This is a genomic window from Bacillus sp. MMSF_3328 (assembly GCF_030733525.1).
Classification (GTDB): domain Bacteria; phylum Bacillota; class Bacilli; order Bacillales; family Cytobacillaceae; genus Bacillus_AB; species Bacillus_AB infantis.
Genome location: NZ_JASHIV010000019.1, coordinates 61,441 through 76,837, shown reverse-complemented (window position 1 = coordinate 76,837; position 15,397 = coordinate 61,441). Strand labels below are relative to the sequence as shown.

Genomic DNA, 15,397 nt, shown 5'->3' with positions numbered 1-15,397 from the left:
GAAGGTTAAAGAACAACCTTCCGTCCTGATCGTCTTATGCTTGTCGGGGCTGAACAAGGCTTTTCCGCATTTCGATTTGACACACCCCCTTTCTTTATGGTAAAACTTTTGTATTATCTTATGTATTTGAATAGCTGCTTTGATGGGAATGAGTAGTGCTTCTGTCTCTGTTTCAGAAAGCCGGCGGGTGCTGTGAGCCGGTGCATGCAGAAGGATGAATTACCTCCCGGAGCTTCTGTTGTGAATCTGCTTATGCAGTAGTAGCAATGGACGGTTGAACCGTTATCAGGAAAAGAGCGGAGGACAGCTGTGTCCTCAATTTGGGTGGTACCGCGCTGTCAAGCGTCCCTGCATATTTGCAGGGGCGCTTTTTTGTTTTTTCCGACGGAGGCTGCCGGCGTTTAAAGAAATGAATGGAGGAAGAATGATGAGTTTGCTTGAGGATTTAAAATGGAGAGGCATTGTTTACCAGCAGACAGATGAAGAGGGAACAGAGGAGCTGCTGAAAAAAGAGAAGATTTCGCTATACTGCGGGATTGACCCGACGGCTGACAGCATGCATATCGGCCATCTGCTGCCGTTTTTAACATTGCGCCGTTTTCAGAATGAAGGCCACAGGCCGATTGTGCTTGTCGGCGGTGCCACAGGACTTATCGGAGATCCAAGCGGAAAGAGCGAGGAGCGCAAACTGCAGACGCTGGAAGCCATCCAGCATAATGTCAGCAGCATCCAGCAGCAGCTGAAGAAAATCTTCAGCTTCGAGGGTGAGAACGGTGCCCTTATGGTCAACAACTATGACTGGGCAGGCTCCATGGACATTGTTACATTCCTGAGGGATTATGGAAAGCATGTCGGTGTCAATTATATGCTCGCAAAGGATACTATCGCTTCACGTCTTGATACGGGTATTTCTTTTACGGAGTTTACTTATACCATCCTGCAGGCAATGGATTTCCTTCATCTTTATGAGAAGCATAACTGCAAAATGCAGATCGGCGGAAGTGACCAGTGGGGCAATATCACGACAGGGCTTGAGCTCATCCGCAAGATGATGCCTGAAGGTGCCAAAGGCTATGGTGTTACGATTCCGCTTGTAACAAAGGCAGATGGCACTAAATTCGGCAAAACGGAAAGCGGGGCAATCTGGCTCGATCCTGAAAAGACTTCTCCATATGAGTTCTATCAGTTCTGGATCAATACCGCTGATGCCGATGTCATCAAATACCTGAAGTACTTCACTTTCCTTCCAAAGGAAGAAATAGAGGCGCTTGAGAATTCGCTTGCTGAGGAAGCTCATCTCCGCAAAGCGCAAAAGGCGCTTGCTGAAGAGATGACAAAGCTGATCCATGGTGAAGCAGCGCTTGAACAGGCAATCAAAATCTCTGCCGCACTGTTCAGCGGCGATGTCAAAAACCTTACAGCATCAGAAATCACCCAAGGTTTCAAGGATGTGCCATCCTATGAGCCGACAGGCGAAGAGAATGGCATCGTCGATTTGCTGACGGCTGCCAAGATTTCTCCATCCAAGCGCCAGGCCCGGGAAGATGTATCAAACGGCGCCGTCTATGTAAATGGGGAAAGAATTACAGCAACAGATTATGAACTTACAGAAAAAGACCGCATTGAAGGCCAGTTCACAATCATCCGCCGAGGCAAAAAGAAATATTTCCTTATCAGATATTAAACCGCAGAAAGGTCCGCTTCCAGCAGGAGGCGGACCTTTCTGTTTAGATAGCAAAAAGAAAACACCAGCCAAAAGGCAGGTGCTTTCTTGTGCTTTTCCCGATTAACGAGAGTAGAATTCAACGATAAGAGCTTCGTTGATTTCAGCAGGAAGTTCAGAACGCTCAGGAAGACGAGTGAATGAACCTTCCAGTTTGTCAGCATCGAAAGTCAAGAAGTCAGGAACGAAGTTGTTTACTTCGATTGCTTCTTTAACGATGTCAAGACCGCGTGACTTTTCACGCAATGTGATCGTTTGACCAGGCTGAACGCGGTATGAAGGAATATCAACGCGTCCTCCGTCAACGATGATGTGGCCGTGGTTTACAAGCTGACGAGCTTGACGGCGAGTACGAGCTAAACCTAAACGGTAAACAACGTTGTCAAGACGTGATTCTAGAAGAACCATGAAGTTTTCACCGTGCTTACCAGCCATTTTGCCGGCCTTGTCGAATAGGTTGCGGAATTGACGCTCAGTAACTCCGTACATGTGGCGAAGTTTCTGTTTTTCCTGTAATTGTAAACCGTACTCAGAAATTTTTCTGCGCTGGTTTGGACCATGTTGTCCTGGAGCGTAAGGACGCTTTTCTAATTCTTTACCAGTTCCGCTTAGAGAAATTCCAAGACGGCGGGATAGTTTCCAGCTTGGACCTGTATAACGAGCCATGAATGACTCCTCCTTGTGTTTTTATTTTGTTGTAAAATAAAAACAGATGCGTACGATCATTAAGCTCATTTTGTTTTCATGTACCTTCGCCCTAGCAGCAGCGGGTTACACAGTACCCCTTCGAATAAAAGGCTAAAACGCCATGCTTACCGGCATCTTGGGCTCAAACCCGTGCTTTCCGCCTCAAAAGAGATGGGAAGCGGTGCCTTATTTGAGGAACAAAATGATCACCTAAAGTGTCACATTTGCTGCGATATTTTACACAAAGGATATTATATAATTTTTATAAAGTTTATGTCAAGGCATGTTTTGCTTTTCCTGGAATAAGTGCTCCTGCCTCATCCTTTTTATTATCTCATTATGCAGGCATAGAGGGCAATTTACTGGAAAATATTTTTATCATATCATAACGGGGAGAATTTTCCTGTGGTATAATAGTCTTAATTAATTCTAGTAAAAGTGTTGATGAAATTGAGAGAAACGAAGAAGGAAAAAAACGTCCGCCTTTTTCTGGCTTTGGCATTTGCTGTCGTGGCCCTTGCTGCCATGTACTTCCAGTATTTTAAGCCAGTGAGCGGGACAGGGAGCCCGCTTGCCCTGGTCATAAAGGAGGGCACTGCCGAAGGCGACCCCCTCGTTGTTTTATATGATGAAAAAAAAGAGGACCATGTGCTGGCCCTTTATGAGGTAGAAAAAGACAATGATTTTAAGTTTCGCCTGATCAAATCTGCACCCCTGGAGAATGCCCCTGAGCAATTGGCGGTTGATCGTGACGGTGCCGGGTTCTGGGCTGAGTTGGATGGAGACTGGGTTTATCTGGATCGGGACCTGGAAGTGCAGGACCGTGAACCGGGCCTTCGGGGCACCATCACATCGGATGGCGAGCCTTTTGAAGTAAGGAAGACTTCAAATCATACCGTTCTTGAAACGGAGGGCCAATATGAAGTAGCCTTCAATGAAGCAGGCAGGCCGGAGAGCATCCATGCCCTCACAGCCGATCATTCTTCATGGCTTATCCTGCTTGATGGAGGATTGAGGATTGCCTCCGGCAGGACGCTGTAAAACGGCATTTATATGAGAATGCCTATATGAACTGGGTAAATAGGGTGATGAATATGGAAATGCTCAAAAGCCAGAAAATATTATGCCTGAAAAGCCGCTTTTTTGACCTGATTGATACAGATGACGGATTTATTCAGTCTGATTCTTTAATTGTGCAAATGCTTGAAGCGGTCAAAGAGTCTGCTGAAGCCTCCGAAGCCTGCTATCGGGATCCCGGAGGCACCGTCAGGAGTACAGATTCCTCAGCTGGGAGATATGGGCAGGATGGACAGCCGTCAGGGAAAGCGGGCCTCAGGGGTTCCGCGTGCTGCCAGGTTCCGCTTTCTGCCAGGTCAATGGATCTGGGAATCCTTGAGCTGAACGGGCTGCCGGAACCCTTGAATGAAGAAAGCCTTAGGGAGCTCGGCGCTGCCTGTGCCGCCTTCATTATGAAGGCCAGGGAACTCGGGGGGATCTCAGCCAGGGAAAAGCGCTACAAGCAGCTTTTTCGCGTTACAGAGCAGTTTCATTCCTCAATGAATATGGATGCTGTTCTCGGAGAGATCATTAAAACCCTTCAGGAAGTATATCCTGACTTTACCTATTATCTAATGCTGTCCCATGACAATAACAGCCATGGGGATCTCCCTTTAAAAGATCTTAAATATGACAGTCAGAATATTGCGGCCATGCAGGCATATGTCACAGGCGCCATTCAGTTTGAGGATTCGATTTCGGAGAAGAGGTCTGTCCTTTATGCCCCTCTAAAAGGAAAGCAGGGTGTATATGGCGTGCTCCAGGTCATTGCGCCGAATGCACTGGTCTTTCCTGAAAGCGAAGTCGAATTCATTTCCATCCTCGCCAATACGGCAGGCGGTGCACTTGAGAACGCCCAGCTGTATCACCAGTCGAAGAGGCTGATTGCCGACCTCCAGCTAATAAATGAGACTTCGCACCAGCTTAATTCCAATCTTCGGCTGACGGAAACAATGACCTATATGGCTGAACAGATCATCAAGTCATTTGATGCGGAAGAGGCAGGCTTTGTCCTTTTATCTGAAGAATCCGAACAGGTCAGCATTCTAAAAGGAAGCACTTCTTTCTTCCGGACAAGGGAATCCGGCATCTATATAAAATATATTAAAGAAAAGATCAGGCAGGATAAGGACAGCCTGTTCATTGGCGAGCTTGACCTCCAGAATGATGCCCTGGCCGAGCAGTTCAAATCAGTCATGGCGGTCCCAATGTCCCAGTCTGGTGTCCTGAAAGGATTTGCCCTTATCCTGCACCGGGATCCTTATCATTTTTCATTTGAGACATTTAAGCTTCTTCAGTCCCTGATTCACCATTCCACTTTGGCCCTTACAAACTCAATGCTGAGAGAGGAGCTTGAAAAGATGGTCGTCACAGACCACCTGACCAGGCTTTATTCCCGGAATTATCTGGATGAAAGGATACATCAGTCCTTAAGCGAGGATGCTGAAGGTGCTTTTATCCTGGTTGATATAGATAATTTTAAATCTGTCAATGATACATACGGCCATCAGGTCGGTGATGAAGTCATTGTCCAGGTGGCCGGGATTATTGTGAACAGCATCCGCAGCACCGATGTTGCCGCCAGATGGGGAGGAGAAGAGCTTGCCGTTTATCTGCCTTCTATTTCCCTGGAAACGGGCGTTGCAATTGCAGAACGGATCGTCAGGAAGGTCTCTGAGAGTACGAATCCCGTTGTTACCATTTCCTGCGGGGTGTCCCACTGGAATGTGGAAAGGGAGGATTCATATTCGCGCCTGTTCAAGCGGGCTGATAAAGCTTTGTATACAGCAAAAGAATCCGGAAAAAACCAGGTTGTGGTCCAGGGATTCAGCATTCTTTAAAGACAGGCCAGCCAAGCCTGTCTTTTTTCCTTTTCTTTCAGCACTCAAATTGCTTTGCAAAAACTGAAAAATAACATATCCTGTAAATATAGAATATTGTAAACGCTTTCAACTCAAGGGGGATATACAATGGAGAAAAAGAATATGCAGTTCGAGACAAAAGTGATCCATGAAGGGTATGATGCCCGGGAGTTTAAAGGGAGTCTGGCACCGCCGATTTTTCAAACCTCCACGTTCGTGTTCGATCATGCAGAACAGGGAGAACGGAGGTTTTCTGGAGAGGAAGAAGGATATATCTATTCACGGCTCGGCAATCCGACTGTTGCTGTTCTTGAAGAAAGGATGGCTGCCCTCGAGCAGGCTGAGGCTGCATTGGCCTTCAGTTCGGGGATGGCTGCCGTCTCAGCGGTGCTGGTTGCCCTGACAAAGGCAGGGGATCATATATTATGCTCACAGGGAGTGTATGGGTGTACCTTTGGCCTTCTTCAGCTGATGAAAAAGAAATACAATATCAATCATGATTTTTCTTTGATGGAATCAAAGGAGCAGCTGCTGGGGGCAATCAGGCCGGAGACTGCCTGTCTTTATATTGAAACGCCAATCAATCCGACTATGAAACTCGTTGATCTGGAAATGGCCGTGGAGGCTGCCAGGGAAAAGGGAATCCCGGTTATAGTGGATAATACCTTCTGCTCGCCGTATCTGCAAAATCCGCTGTCATTGGGCTGCGACATTGTTATCCACAGTGCAACTAAATATATATGCGGGCATGGAGATGTGATTGCCGGCATTGCTGCGGGCAGGAAAGAGCTGATGGATGAAATCTCCTTTACAACCCAAAAGGATATCGGTGGTGTTATTTCTCCATTTGATGCCTGGCTTCTTTTGAGGGGGCTGAAGACTTTGCCGGTCAGGATGGATCGCCATACCAGCAACGCGGAAAAGCTGGCCGCATATTTAAAGGGACATCCAAAAGTAACGGACGTTTATTATCCTGGCGATCCGCAGCATAAAGATTATCCTGTCATGCAAAAGCAAATGAGGAGCGGAGGCGGGATCCTTTCTTTTTCAATTACTGGCACGAAGGAGACGGCCCAAAAGTTCATGAACCAGCTTCAATTCATAAAAATTGCTGTAAGCCTGGGAGATGCAGAAACCCTTATCCAGCATCCTGCCACCATGACACACTCGGTGATCCCGCCGAAAACGAGGGAGGAAATGGGGATAACGGACACTATGCTCAGGCTGTCTGCCGGCCTTGAAGCATGGGAAGATATCCGGGATGACTTGGAGCAGGCCTTTTCTTCAATAGAATAAGAATGGAGCTTTACAGAGCAGCGGCAAAAATAATTGAATGCCCCCGACCTTCTGCCGGAAGAATATAAAAAGAAAGATTGTGACCAAAAAGGAGGATATATCATGGATATGACGGTAACATGGACTGGAAACATGGCGTTTGCGGGGGCTGCACCTTCAGGCCATAAAATTGTGATGGATGCATCCGGGGAAGCCGGGGGAGAGAATGCCGGGGCAAGGCCGACAGAGCTGCTGTTGGGCGCGGCGGCAGGCTGCACGGGAATTGATATTGTGTCCATCCTGAAAAAGATGCGGCTTGAGCCAGTTTCCTTCCATATGGACATTAAAGGGATAAGGGCTGAAGAGCATCCGAAAAGGTTCACCGATATCCACATCCACTATGCCCTAGAGGGGGAGCTTCCGGAAGAAAAAGTGGTCAGGGCCATCAAGCTTTCAAAGGATAAATACTGCTCTGTCTCAAAGTCTTTAAATGCAGATATCACGGTAAGCTACTCTATTAACGGATCTGCCGGCGGACAGAAGCTGTAAGAAAATAGCAGAAAAAAAAGCCTGATTCCAAAAGGATCAGGCTTTTTTGCTGCTGTTTTATAGATGTTTGACAAGTGTATCAACAAAGTCTTCGAGGCCCTGCTGGTCGATTTCGTCAAAGCGGTTCTTTTCAGGAGAATCAATATCAAGGACACCGAAAACTTCTCCATCCTTTATGATGGGAACTACAATTTCTGATTGGGATGCTGCATCACAGGCGATATGCCCAGGGAATGCATGGACATCCTCAATGCGCAATGTCTCGCGCTTCTGGGCAGAAGTGCCGCAGACGCCTTTTCCAAGCGGAATCCTTACACAGGCCGGGAGTCCCTGGAAAGGACCGAGTACCAGTTCTCCGCCCTCCATGGTATAGAAGCCGGCCCAGTTAATGCGATCAAGAAATTGGTTCAGAAGTGCTGCTGCATTGCTCAGATTTGCAATGCGGTTTGGTTCGCCCTCCAAAAGAGCATGGAGCTGTTTATTTAATAATGCGTAATTTTTTTTGCGGTCTTCGCTGTATGTTTCGACTTTAAACAACGTGTTTCCCTCCACTATTCCGAGAATTATTATTCATTCTATCAAATCCGGGTGAAAAAGAGGAGACTTTGTCGATATTTTTTAAAAGGACAACCGGAAAATAAAAAGAATGTTTATTAAGAAAGGCAATTGCACAGATATGCGAGGTTGATCACTTTCTGCTGTCCAGTCCCTGTATATCCATCCATATTGCGTTGTGCCAATGGGAATTTAAGAAGCGAGGTAGGATGATGAAAAAAAATTCGAAAGATGCCATTGTTGCTGCAGCGATTTCCCTTTTTAATACAAACGGATTCACCGGTACATCCATACGTGATATAGCTGCGAAAGCTAAGGTGAATGCCGCCAATATCGCCTATTATTTTCACAATAAACATGGTCTGCTGGAACACTGTTTCACGGAATTCTTTGAGGGATATATTGCCGAAATAGAGAAGGGTTTTTCCTGCTTGCACCTGGGAGCAGCGGCTGCCCTGAAGATCATTTCAGAAAATATCCTGATGTATCATAGCCGGAATATTCATCTGACCAGGTTTATCCTGAGGGAAGTTTCGCTTGATTCCCAGGTGGTGAGGGAAATCATGTCGACATATTTGATGAAGGAAAAATATTATCTGAATAAAGTATTTGAAATCGGGATGAGAGCGAAGGAATTCCGCTCTCAGCACCCCAGTTATTTAATCATCCAGTTTAAAGGGCTGTTGTCGATGCCATTTTTAAATATGCAGTATGTGTCAGAGGTGCTTCACGTTTTTCCAAACGAAAGATATTTCGCAGATAAATACTTAATTGAAATCTATAATTGGATTGACGGAGCCGTCCTGGAACATGCTGCAAGGGAAGTCGTCATGGCCAATTAGCCTTCAAAGGGGAAACTGCTGAAGCCCTGACTCAGTTCTTTCGCCTGGTGTGCATCCGAACCATAGACGAGCTGAATGCCAAGGGACTTGGCCATCGAAGCTGCCCATTCCGGCGGATAAGGCTCCCGGCAGAGCGGTTTTGCGGTGCCGGCCCCATTGCAGTCCAGTGCGTATCCGTGGAGTTTCATCAACTGAAGGATATCTGAAATCTCCTGTTTGTCTTCAAAGCCGGCAGGATATTTTTTTTGGAATTTATGGATCAGTGAAATATGGCCGATCCTCTTTGGTTTATATGGACCCAGGTCAGCTGCTATCGACTTTCTGACCGTTTCGTAATATTTTCTATAAACAGCCTCTGTGGAGCCGTATCGGCTGATCATGGAACAGAAGACGTCCGGGCTGTAATCTGCACAGTCATATTGCCCATCATAATACAAAAAGTGGACCGAAAGAATGCTGTCATCCAGAAGATGCCCGACCTTCGAGAGGAAGCTGCCTGTTTCTTTTTCAAAACCCTCTATAAAATCCACTTCAAGCCCTGCGTTGATCTTGATTTTATTTTTGTAGAGAGCTTTTACACGGCTGATTTCCTCGAAGTAGGCTTCCAGATCATCTGCCTGCATGGCGCTGTCCCGTGCAGGGGCTGTGTCTGTGAACCCATCGGGGAGCGGGGCATGCTCAGTGAAGGTCAGTTCTGCAAAACCGAGCGAAAGGGCCCTGTCGATATACTCTTCAAAAGCATCCTTCGAACCATGGGGGCAAAAAGGTGTATGTATATGTCCATCCCTTAGCATAGGGCATCGCTCCATTCTGTCGAAATTTAAAAATGCGAATTATTTGTAATGCGGCAAAACGTATTGTTCAATTATAGGTGCCGGGCTAAAAGACGTCAGGTTCCAGTTTTCTGGAGGGAAAGCAAGTTCATGCTTCAATTGGGGAGCACTGGATCAGTCAATTCTGAATCCCGGGTTTTGCACAAAAACGGCAAGCGGGTTATAATAGCAAGTTTCTCTCAAAAAAAATTAAATTAATAGTCAAAAATTGTCGTTTACATGGTATCATAAAAACATTGAATTGCATATTTCAAGTTTTTTTTACATATATCTATCAGTTATCAGCTCGGCAGCAGAACAGGGGGCTTTCAATGGAATACATAATTGGAGGAATAGTGATCGTGATTGCACTATTTCTGACGGGTTATCTAATGAAAAAGAAATATTATAAAGAAATAGACCGGCTGGAAGGCTGGAAAATGGACATAACGGACAGGCCGGTCCTCGACGAAATGTCCAAAGTGAAGCAGCTGAATATGACTGGCCAGACAGAGGAGCTGTTCGAACGCTGGAGGAATGAGTGGGACGATATCGTTACCGGGCAGCTTCCTGGAGTGGAGGAGCTGCTGTTTGATGCTGAGGAATATATCGACCGCTACCGCTTTAAGAAGGCAAAGGAAGTTCAGCAGGCAATCGAGGAAAGCCTTGCAGGCATAGAGGATAAAATCAAATCCCTTCTTGCTGAAATCAATGAGCTGGTCGGAAGCGAAGAAAAAAACCGCACCGAGATCGACGGACTCAAAGATCTGTACAGGGAATGCAAAAAGGCGCTGCTTGCCCACCGGCATACTTATGGAAAGGCTGAAACCATCCTGGGCATCCAGCTTGATGAAGCTTTTGCGAAGTTCCAGGACTTTGAGGACCGGACAGCAAACGGCGACTATCTTCAGGCCAGGGAAATTGTCCTGACCATCCAGACCCAGCTGGACAGCATCCAAAAGAAAATGGAAGCTATCCCCGATTTGCTGGTGGATGCCGGGTCCAATATCCCATCCCAGCTTCTCGAGGTGAGAGAAGGCTTCCGTGAAATGGAGCAGCAGGGATATATGCTTGAACATGTAGAAGTGGACAAGGAAACTGAGTCATTAGAAAAAGAGGCTGCAGGATATCTCGCCATGATTGAGCGGGGAGAGACCGGTGAAGCGCATGAGGGCCTTGAGGATATCAAGCAGAGAATCGATGCGCTCTATGATCTGCTTGAAAAAGAAGTGTATGCGAGGAAGTTCATCCAATCGCATGATGAAAAGGTCCGTACTGAATTGTACAATGCCAAAGATGCAAACTTTATGCTGAAGAAAGAGCTCGGCATCGTACAGCAAAGCTACCATCTCCAGGAAAAGGACGAGGAAACACACAGCCTGCTGGAAACGAAGCTGACCAAGCTCTTCAAACGCTTCGAAATACTTGAGCATAAAATCAGCAATCAAAGCTCAGCCCATTCGGTACTTGGTGAAGAATTGGAATATATTAAAAATGAACTGGAAGCACTGTCAGAAGAGCAGGTGCATTTTGCCGAAAAACTGCAGGCCTTGAGGAAGGACGAGCTTGCGGCACGGGAGAAGGTAAAGGAAATCAGCAAAAAGCTGTCTGAAACCATCAGGCTCGTATCAAAGAGCAATATACCGGGACTGTCCCAAAACTACCGGTATTTAATGGAAGATACGAAGGAAAGCATTCAAAATGTCATTGAGAAGCTTGATGAGAAGCCCCTTGATATACCTGCTGTCCAGCAGTATCTGGAAATAGCGGTCATGACAGTTGATAAAGCTGCAGACAGCACGGCTGAAATGATTGAAACCGTCCAGCTGGCTGAAAAGGTGATCCAGTATGGAAACAGGTACCGCAGCAAATATCCTTCCATCGCTAAAGCACTGAGGGAAGCGGAGGATTCATTCAGGAACTACAATTATAAAGAGGCATTGGAGCAGGCCGCCTCATCTATTGAAGAGATTGAGCCAGGAGCTTTGAAAAGAATAGAAGATATGATCGGCGAAAAAGAAAATGCATAAAAAACCAGATCTGCTTTGGCAGATCTGGTTTTTTATTTTAGGAAAATAATTGGCCAGGCTATTTTGCTGTCTTTTTGCCCCTTCCGGCAATGAGCAGGCCGAGCAGTCCCCCGGCAACGGCCGGAATGACCCAGCCGAGTCCTTCTGAATAGAGAGGAAGAAATCCCAGCATGTCTGAAAAAATCCGGGTATCTGCCCCCGCTGCCTTTATTGCATCAATGGTACTGATCAGCCCCGCCGGTATCAGGGCTCCTGCATATACAGCTCTGGAGCCTCCAAAGGCATGATGCAGAAAAGAAAGCAATACCAGTACGATTGCGGGCGGATAGATCATCGTAAGCATTGGCAAAGATACAGAAATGAGCTGTGTCAAGCCGATATTGGCGATCATCATGCTGAATAAGGATAAAATCAGCACAAATGACCTGTAAGATATGCTTGGCACAACTTTTGAAAAATATTGCGCACAGGATGAGACGAGTCCAATAGAAGTGGTAAGACAGGCAAAAGTAATGGCCAGCCCAAGGATGACAGCGCCAAAAGATCCGAAAAGACGGGAAGCTGCGGCGGAAAGAAGCGCTCCCCCGTTATCCTGGAATCCAATAGATTCTTCACCGGATGCCCCGATGTAGGCGAGCGAAAGGTAAACGAGCATAAGGGCAGCGGCAGCAATAAGTCCGGAATAGATGCATATTTTTGCAATCTGTTTTGAGCTGCTGATCCCTCTTTCTTTTATTGAACCAATCACAACTATGCCAAAAACAAGGGCGGCGATAGCGTCCATGGTCAAATAGCCTTCGATAAATCCTTTAAAGAAAGGGGTCTCGGCATATGCGCCTTTTGGAGCCATTGGCTCACCTAAAGGGGTGATTATACTTTTTACAGCCAGAATGGCCAATATAGCAAGGAGAATCGGAGTAAATAATTTTCCGATCCGGTCTACAAGCTTAGAAGGGTTCATTGAAAGCCAGGCTGTGACGGTAAAAAAGATAATGGTATAAAAAAGCAGCGCCATCCCATATTTAGGAACGGTATCAGGCAAAAACGGAGTGATGCCAATTTCGTAGGCAACGGTTCCGGTCCGCGGAATCCCGAATAGCGGGCCGATGGCCAGATACAAAAGCAATGTAAAGGCAGCCCCGAATAAAGGGTGGACTCTTCCAGCCAGCGTTCGGAGATCACCAGCTTTGGCTATGCTGATGACTCCCAAAAGCGGGAGGCCGACACCGGTTATGAGAAATCCAATGATGGCTTTTCCCATGTTGACACCAGATTCCTGCCCGAGATATGGAGGGAAAATCATATTCCCTGCGCCAAAGAAAAGAGCGAAAAGCATCAGTCCTATTGCGATTATTTCCCTGCTGGATAGGCTCTTATTATTCATACAAACCTCCATGACTGTCTATCGAAATGTTTAGAACATTTAACATACTAACACAGGAAGTGAGAAATTTGTCGAATGGAATTACAGTCAAAACATTCAGATTTTTATTGTTGCCTCTGTTCTGCTTTTGCTTCCAAAAGAAAACTAAAAGATTATGCAGATGAAAACATTGTCCCAGTATGATAAGATTTACTATTGGCTAAACGGTTTTTCAAGGAAGGGGAAGACCCATGATTTACTTTGATAATAGTGCAACCACTAAACCATATAAAGAAGTGCTGGATTCATTTAATAAGGTGGCCTTAGATTACTTTGGCAATCCCTCATCTTTGCATGGAATCGGCGGCAGGGCAGAAAAGCTCCTGTCACAAGCCAGGCTGCAGATTGCCGAGCTCCTGGGAGCCGGCCAGAAGGAAATCTTCTTTACTTCGGGCGGAACCGAAGGCAATAATCTGGCTGTAAAAGGGACTGCCATGATGCATAAAAGCAGGGGGCGCCATCTTATTACGACTGAATCAGAGCATTCGTCAGTGGCAGAAGCCTTTGAACAGCTGAAAGAGCTCGGTTTCCGCGTTACGTATATCCCTGTAGACGAGGATGGGAGAATCAGGCCGGAGGACATAGAGGCTGCCCTATGCCATGATACAATTCTTGTGAGTGTTATCCATGTTAATAATGAGGTTGGCACCATTCAGCCGATTGCTGAAATCGGCAAAATGCTCAAGTCTTATTCGAAAGTGCTTTTCCATGTGGATCATGTACAGGGAATTGCAAAGGTGCCGCTTGATTTTCAAGAAAATGAAATAGACCTTTGCACCATTTCTGCCCATAAATTCCACGGTTTAAAGGGCACGGGTGTCCTTTACATCAGGGAAGGCGTCAAGCTTTCACCGCTGTTTTCAGGCGGAAGCCAGGAATGGAACCAGCGGAGCGGTACAGAGAATGTACCTGGAATTGTCAGTATGGCCAAGGCGCTCAGAATCAGCCTTGAGAGGCACAGGATCGGACTGGAGCAGCTTAATAGGGTTAAATGTTTGCTGAGGGAAGGACTGGAATCCATTGAAGGGATCTCTGTCCATACACCGCTTGAAGGCTCGGCCCCGCACATTCTTAATTTTTCTGCACCAGGCTTGAAGGCAGAAGTATTTGTGCATAGCCTTGAGGAAAAAAATATATATGTCTCCACCACCAGCGCCTGTTCCTCGAAGAAGAAATCAGTCAGCAAGACACTGCTGGCAATGGGCATTCCTGAGGAGGATGCAGCAAGCAGCATCAGGATCAGCCTTTCTTATGATAATACAGCAGAGGAAGCAGAAGCTGTGCTGCAGGCAATTGAAGAAACAGCGAAAAAGTTAAGGAAGGTAATGAAATAAATGAATTATGACCGCATATTAATCCGCTATGGAGAAATTTCAACAAAAGGCCGAAACAGGGGGAAGTTTGTCGAGAAGCTGAAAAAAAGCATTAAAAAAGTTCTGCACAGCTACCCAGCCGTCAGGATCGAAGGCCAGAGGGACAGGATGTTCATCCAGCTTAACGGTGAAAATGGGGACGAGATCATCGAGAAGCTCAAAGGGGTTTTTGGCATCCAATCCTTCAGTCCTGCTGTAAAAACGGAAAAGGATATAGAAAAAATCAAGGAAGCTGCCCTGGCACTTTTAAAACGGGTATACAAGGATGGAGATACCTTCAAGGTATCGGCGCGGAGAGCGGATAAAAGCTTTCACCTTGACACCGGAGAACTGAACCATGCACTTGGCTCACATATCCTGAAGAATATGGAAGGCTTGAAAGTGGATGTGAAACAGCCTGATATCAATCTCCAGGCTGAGATAAGGCCGGAAGCCGCATATCTCTCATGCGAAAATATCCAGGGAGCCGGAGGGATGCCGGCAGGCTCAGGCGGCAAGGCGATGCTCATGCTGTCAGGCGGCATAGACAGCCCCGTCGCAGGCTATTTATCCATGAAGAGAGGGCTTGATGTAGAAGCCGTCCATTTCTACAGCCCTCCTTTCACCAGCGAAAGGTCGAAGCAAAAGGTGATTGACCTGGCAGAAAAGCTGGCGGGATATACAGGGCAGATGGTCCTTCACATTGTTCCTTTTACGGAAATCCAGCAGCTCATCCAAAAGCAGGTGCCTGAAAATTATACGATGACAACCACCAGAAGGCTGATGCTTAAAATTACGGATCTCGTCCGGGAAAAGCATGGCGGGCTCGCAGTCATTACCGGTGAAAGCCTCGGGCAGGTTGCAAGCCAGACACTGGACAGCATGTACGCTATTAATGAAGTGACAAGCACACCGGTACTGCGCCCGCTGATAACAATGGACAAGACCGATATTATTGAGATTGCACAGGAAATTGACACCCATGACATATCCATCCTGCCATATGATGACTGCTGCACCGTATTTGTCCCGGCTTCTCCAAAAACGAAGCCCAAGCTTGATAAAGCAGCATATTATGAAAGTTTTGTTGATTTTGATGCGCTTATTGCAAAAGCTGTGGAGCATATTGAAACTATTCACATCAAGCCGTATGAAGCAGGCAGTGGAAGTGAGGACGATCTTTTCTAGGGAGAATGAAAATTCGAACGGGATGATGAAAACATTACCAATT

The 15,397-nt window shown here is 46.5% G+C and carries 13 protein-coding genes and 1 other annotated feature; of the genes, 9 read left to right on the top strand and 4 right to left on the bottom strand.

The window, feature by feature from the left end; genetic code table 11:
- The first annotated feature begins 130 nt into the window (after positions 1-130).
- Positions 131-353 (top strand) — a binding site (T-box leader).
- A gap of 74 nt (positions 354-427) precedes the next feature.
- Positions 428-1,684: a tyrosine--tRNA ligase gene (tyrS, locus tag RBB45_RS21660; RefSeq protein WP_101550537.1), complete on the top strand. Its 1,257-nt coding sequence runs from the start codon at positions 428-430 to the stop codon at positions 1,682-1,684.
- Positions 1,685-1,786: 102 nt separating this feature from the next.
- On the opposite strand, the gene rpsD is transcribed toward tyrS, so the two are convergent.
- Entirely contained in the window at positions 1,787-2,389 is a 603-nt protein-coding gene (gene rpsD, locus RBB45_RS21655; RefSeq protein WP_009795353.1) for a 30S ribosomal protein S4, read from the bottom strand.
- A gap of 471 nt (positions 2,390-2,860) precedes the next feature.
- On the opposite strand from rpsD, the gene RBB45_RS21650 reads away from it, so the two are divergent.
- The 4 genes from RBB45_RS21650 (at position 2,861) to RBB45_RS21635 (ending at position 7,152) form a co-directional block, all read left to right on the top strand.
- Positions 2,861-3,451 (top strand): hypothetical protein, encoded by a 591-nt coding sequence (locus RBB45_RS21650; RefSeq protein ID WP_101550535.1) that lies wholly within the window; start codon positions 2,861-2,863, stop codon positions 3,449-3,451.
- 53 nt (positions 3,452-3,504) lie between these two features.
- Positions 3,505-5,307, top strand: coding sequence for a sensor domain-containing diguanylate cyclase (locus RBB45_RS21645; RefSeq protein ID WP_306010329.1), 1,803 nt, complete (start codon positions 3,505-3,507; stop codon positions 5,305-5,307).
- A 129-nt stretch (positions 5,308-5,436) separates the two neighbouring features.
- Positions 5,437-6,624 (top strand): methionine gamma-lyase, encoded by a 1,188-nt coding sequence (gene megL / locus RBB45_RS21640; RefSeq protein ID WP_094766889.1) that lies wholly within the window; start codon positions 5,437-5,439, stop codon positions 6,622-6,624.
- Positions 6,625-6,726: 102 nt separating this feature from the next.
- Positions 6,727-7,152 (top strand): OsmC family protein, encoded by a 426-nt coding sequence (locus tag RBB45_RS21635; protein ID WP_022544280.1) that lies wholly within the window; start codon positions 6,727-6,729, stop codon positions 7,150-7,152.
- A 57-nt stretch (positions 7,153-7,209) separates the two neighbouring features.
- On the opposite strand, the gene RBB45_RS21630 is transcribed toward RBB45_RS21635, so the two are convergent.
- The gene (locus RBB45_RS21630) at positions 7,210-7,689 is read right to left on the bottom strand and encodes a GAF domain-containing protein (protein WP_009795348.1); all 480 of its coding nucleotides are present in this window, start codon (positions 7,687-7,689) and stop codon (positions 7,210-7,212) included.
- Positions 7,690-7,919: 230 nt separating this feature from the next.
- Here RBB45_RS21630 and refZ point away from each other — a divergent pair, with 230 nt between their 5' ends.
- Positions 7,920-8,549: a forespore capture DNA-binding protein RefZ gene (gene refZ / locus RBB45_RS21625; RefSeq protein WP_035403253.1), complete on the top strand. Its 630-nt coding sequence runs from the start codon at positions 7,920-7,922 to the stop codon at positions 8,547-8,549.
- Here refZ and hisJ read toward each other — a convergent pair.
- Complete coding sequence (gene hisJ / locus RBB45_RS21620; RefSeq protein WP_009795346.1) at positions 8,546-9,343, bottom strand: histidinol-phosphatase HisJ; 798 nt, start codon at positions 9,341-9,343, stop codon at positions 8,546-8,548. The two genes, refZ and hisJ, sit on opposite strands and share 4 nt — an antisense overlap.
- A gap of 350 nt (positions 9,344-9,693) precedes the next feature.
- Between hisJ and ezrA the strand changes: the two genes are divergently transcribed.
- Positions 9,694-11,391 (top strand): septation ring formation regulator EzrA, encoded by a 1,698-nt coding sequence (gene ezrA / locus RBB45_RS21615; protein ID WP_009795345.1) that lies wholly within the window; start codon positions 9,694-9,696, stop codon positions 11,389-11,391.
- Between the two features lie 58 nt (positions 11,392-11,449).
- Here the strand turns inward: ezrA and brnQ are convergent, their stop codons facing one another.
- Positions 11,450-12,775 (bottom strand): branched-chain amino acid transport system II carrier protein, encoded by a 1,326-nt coding sequence (gene brnQ, locus RBB45_RS21610; protein WP_009795344.1) that lies wholly within the window; start codon positions 12,773-12,775, stop codon positions 11,450-11,452.
- A gap of 230 nt (positions 12,776-13,005) precedes the next feature.
- Here brnQ and RBB45_RS21605 point away from each other — a divergent pair, with 230 nt between their 5' ends.
- Together RBB45_RS21605 and thiI are read left to right on the top strand one after the other, a co-directional pair.
- Positions 13,006-14,148, top strand: coding sequence for a cysteine desulfurase family protein (locus RBB45_RS21605; RefSeq protein ID WP_009795343.1), 1,143 nt, complete (start codon positions 13,006-13,008; stop codon positions 14,146-14,148).
- Positions 14,149-15,354 carry a tRNA uracil 4-sulfurtransferase ThiI gene (gene thiI, locus RBB45_RS21600; RefSeq protein WP_009795342.1) on the top strand — a complete coding sequence of 402 codons (1,206 nt, stop codon included), beginning with the start codon at positions 14,149-14,151 and terminating at the stop codon, positions 15,352-15,354. It abuts the gene before it with no gap.
- Positions 15,355-15,397 lie beyond the last annotated feature (43 nt).

Excerpts from the sequence above, each read along its gene's own strand:
- tyrS (WP_101550537.1), top strand. The coding sequence starts at position 428 with ATGAGTTTGCTTGAGGATTTAAAATGGAGAGGCATTGTTTACCAGCAG.
- rpsD (WP_009795353.1), bottom strand. The coding sequence starts at position 2,389 with ATGGCTCGTTATACAGGTCCAAGCTGGAAACTATCCCGCCGTCTTGGA.
- RBB45_RS21645 (WP_306010329.1), top strand. The coding sequence starts at position 3,505 with ATGGAAATGCTCAAAAGCCAGAAAATATTATGCCTGAAAAGCCGCTTT.
- megL (WP_094766889.1), top strand. The coding sequence starts at position 5,437 with ATGGAGAAAAAGAATATGCAGTTCGAGACAAAAGTGATCCATGAAGGG.
- RBB45_RS21635 (WP_022544280.1), top strand. The coding sequence starts at position 6,727 with ATGGATATGACGGTAACATGGACTGGAAACATGGCGTTTGCGGGGGCT.
- refZ (WP_035403253.1), top strand. The coding sequence starts at position 7,920 with ATGAAAAAAAATTCGAAAGATGCCATTGTTGCTGCAGCGATTTCCCTT.
- hisJ (WP_009795346.1), bottom strand. The coding sequence starts at position 9,343 with ATGCTAAGGGATGGACATATACATACACCTTTTTGCCCCCATGGTTCG.
- ezrA (WP_009795345.1), top strand. The coding sequence starts at position 9,694 with ATGGAATACATAATTGGAGGAATAGTGATCGTGATTGCACTATTTCTG.
- brnQ (WP_009795344.1), bottom strand. The coding sequence starts at position 12,775 with ATGAATAATAAGAGCCTATCCAGCAGGGAAATAATCGCAATAGGACTG.
- RBB45_RS21605 (WP_009795343.1), top strand. The coding sequence starts at position 13,006 with ATGATTTACTTTGATAATAGTGCAACCACTAAACCATATAAAGAAGTG.
- thiI (WP_009795342.1), top strand. The coding sequence starts at position 14,149 with ATGAATTATGACCGCATATTAATCCGCTATGGAGAAATTTCAACAAAA.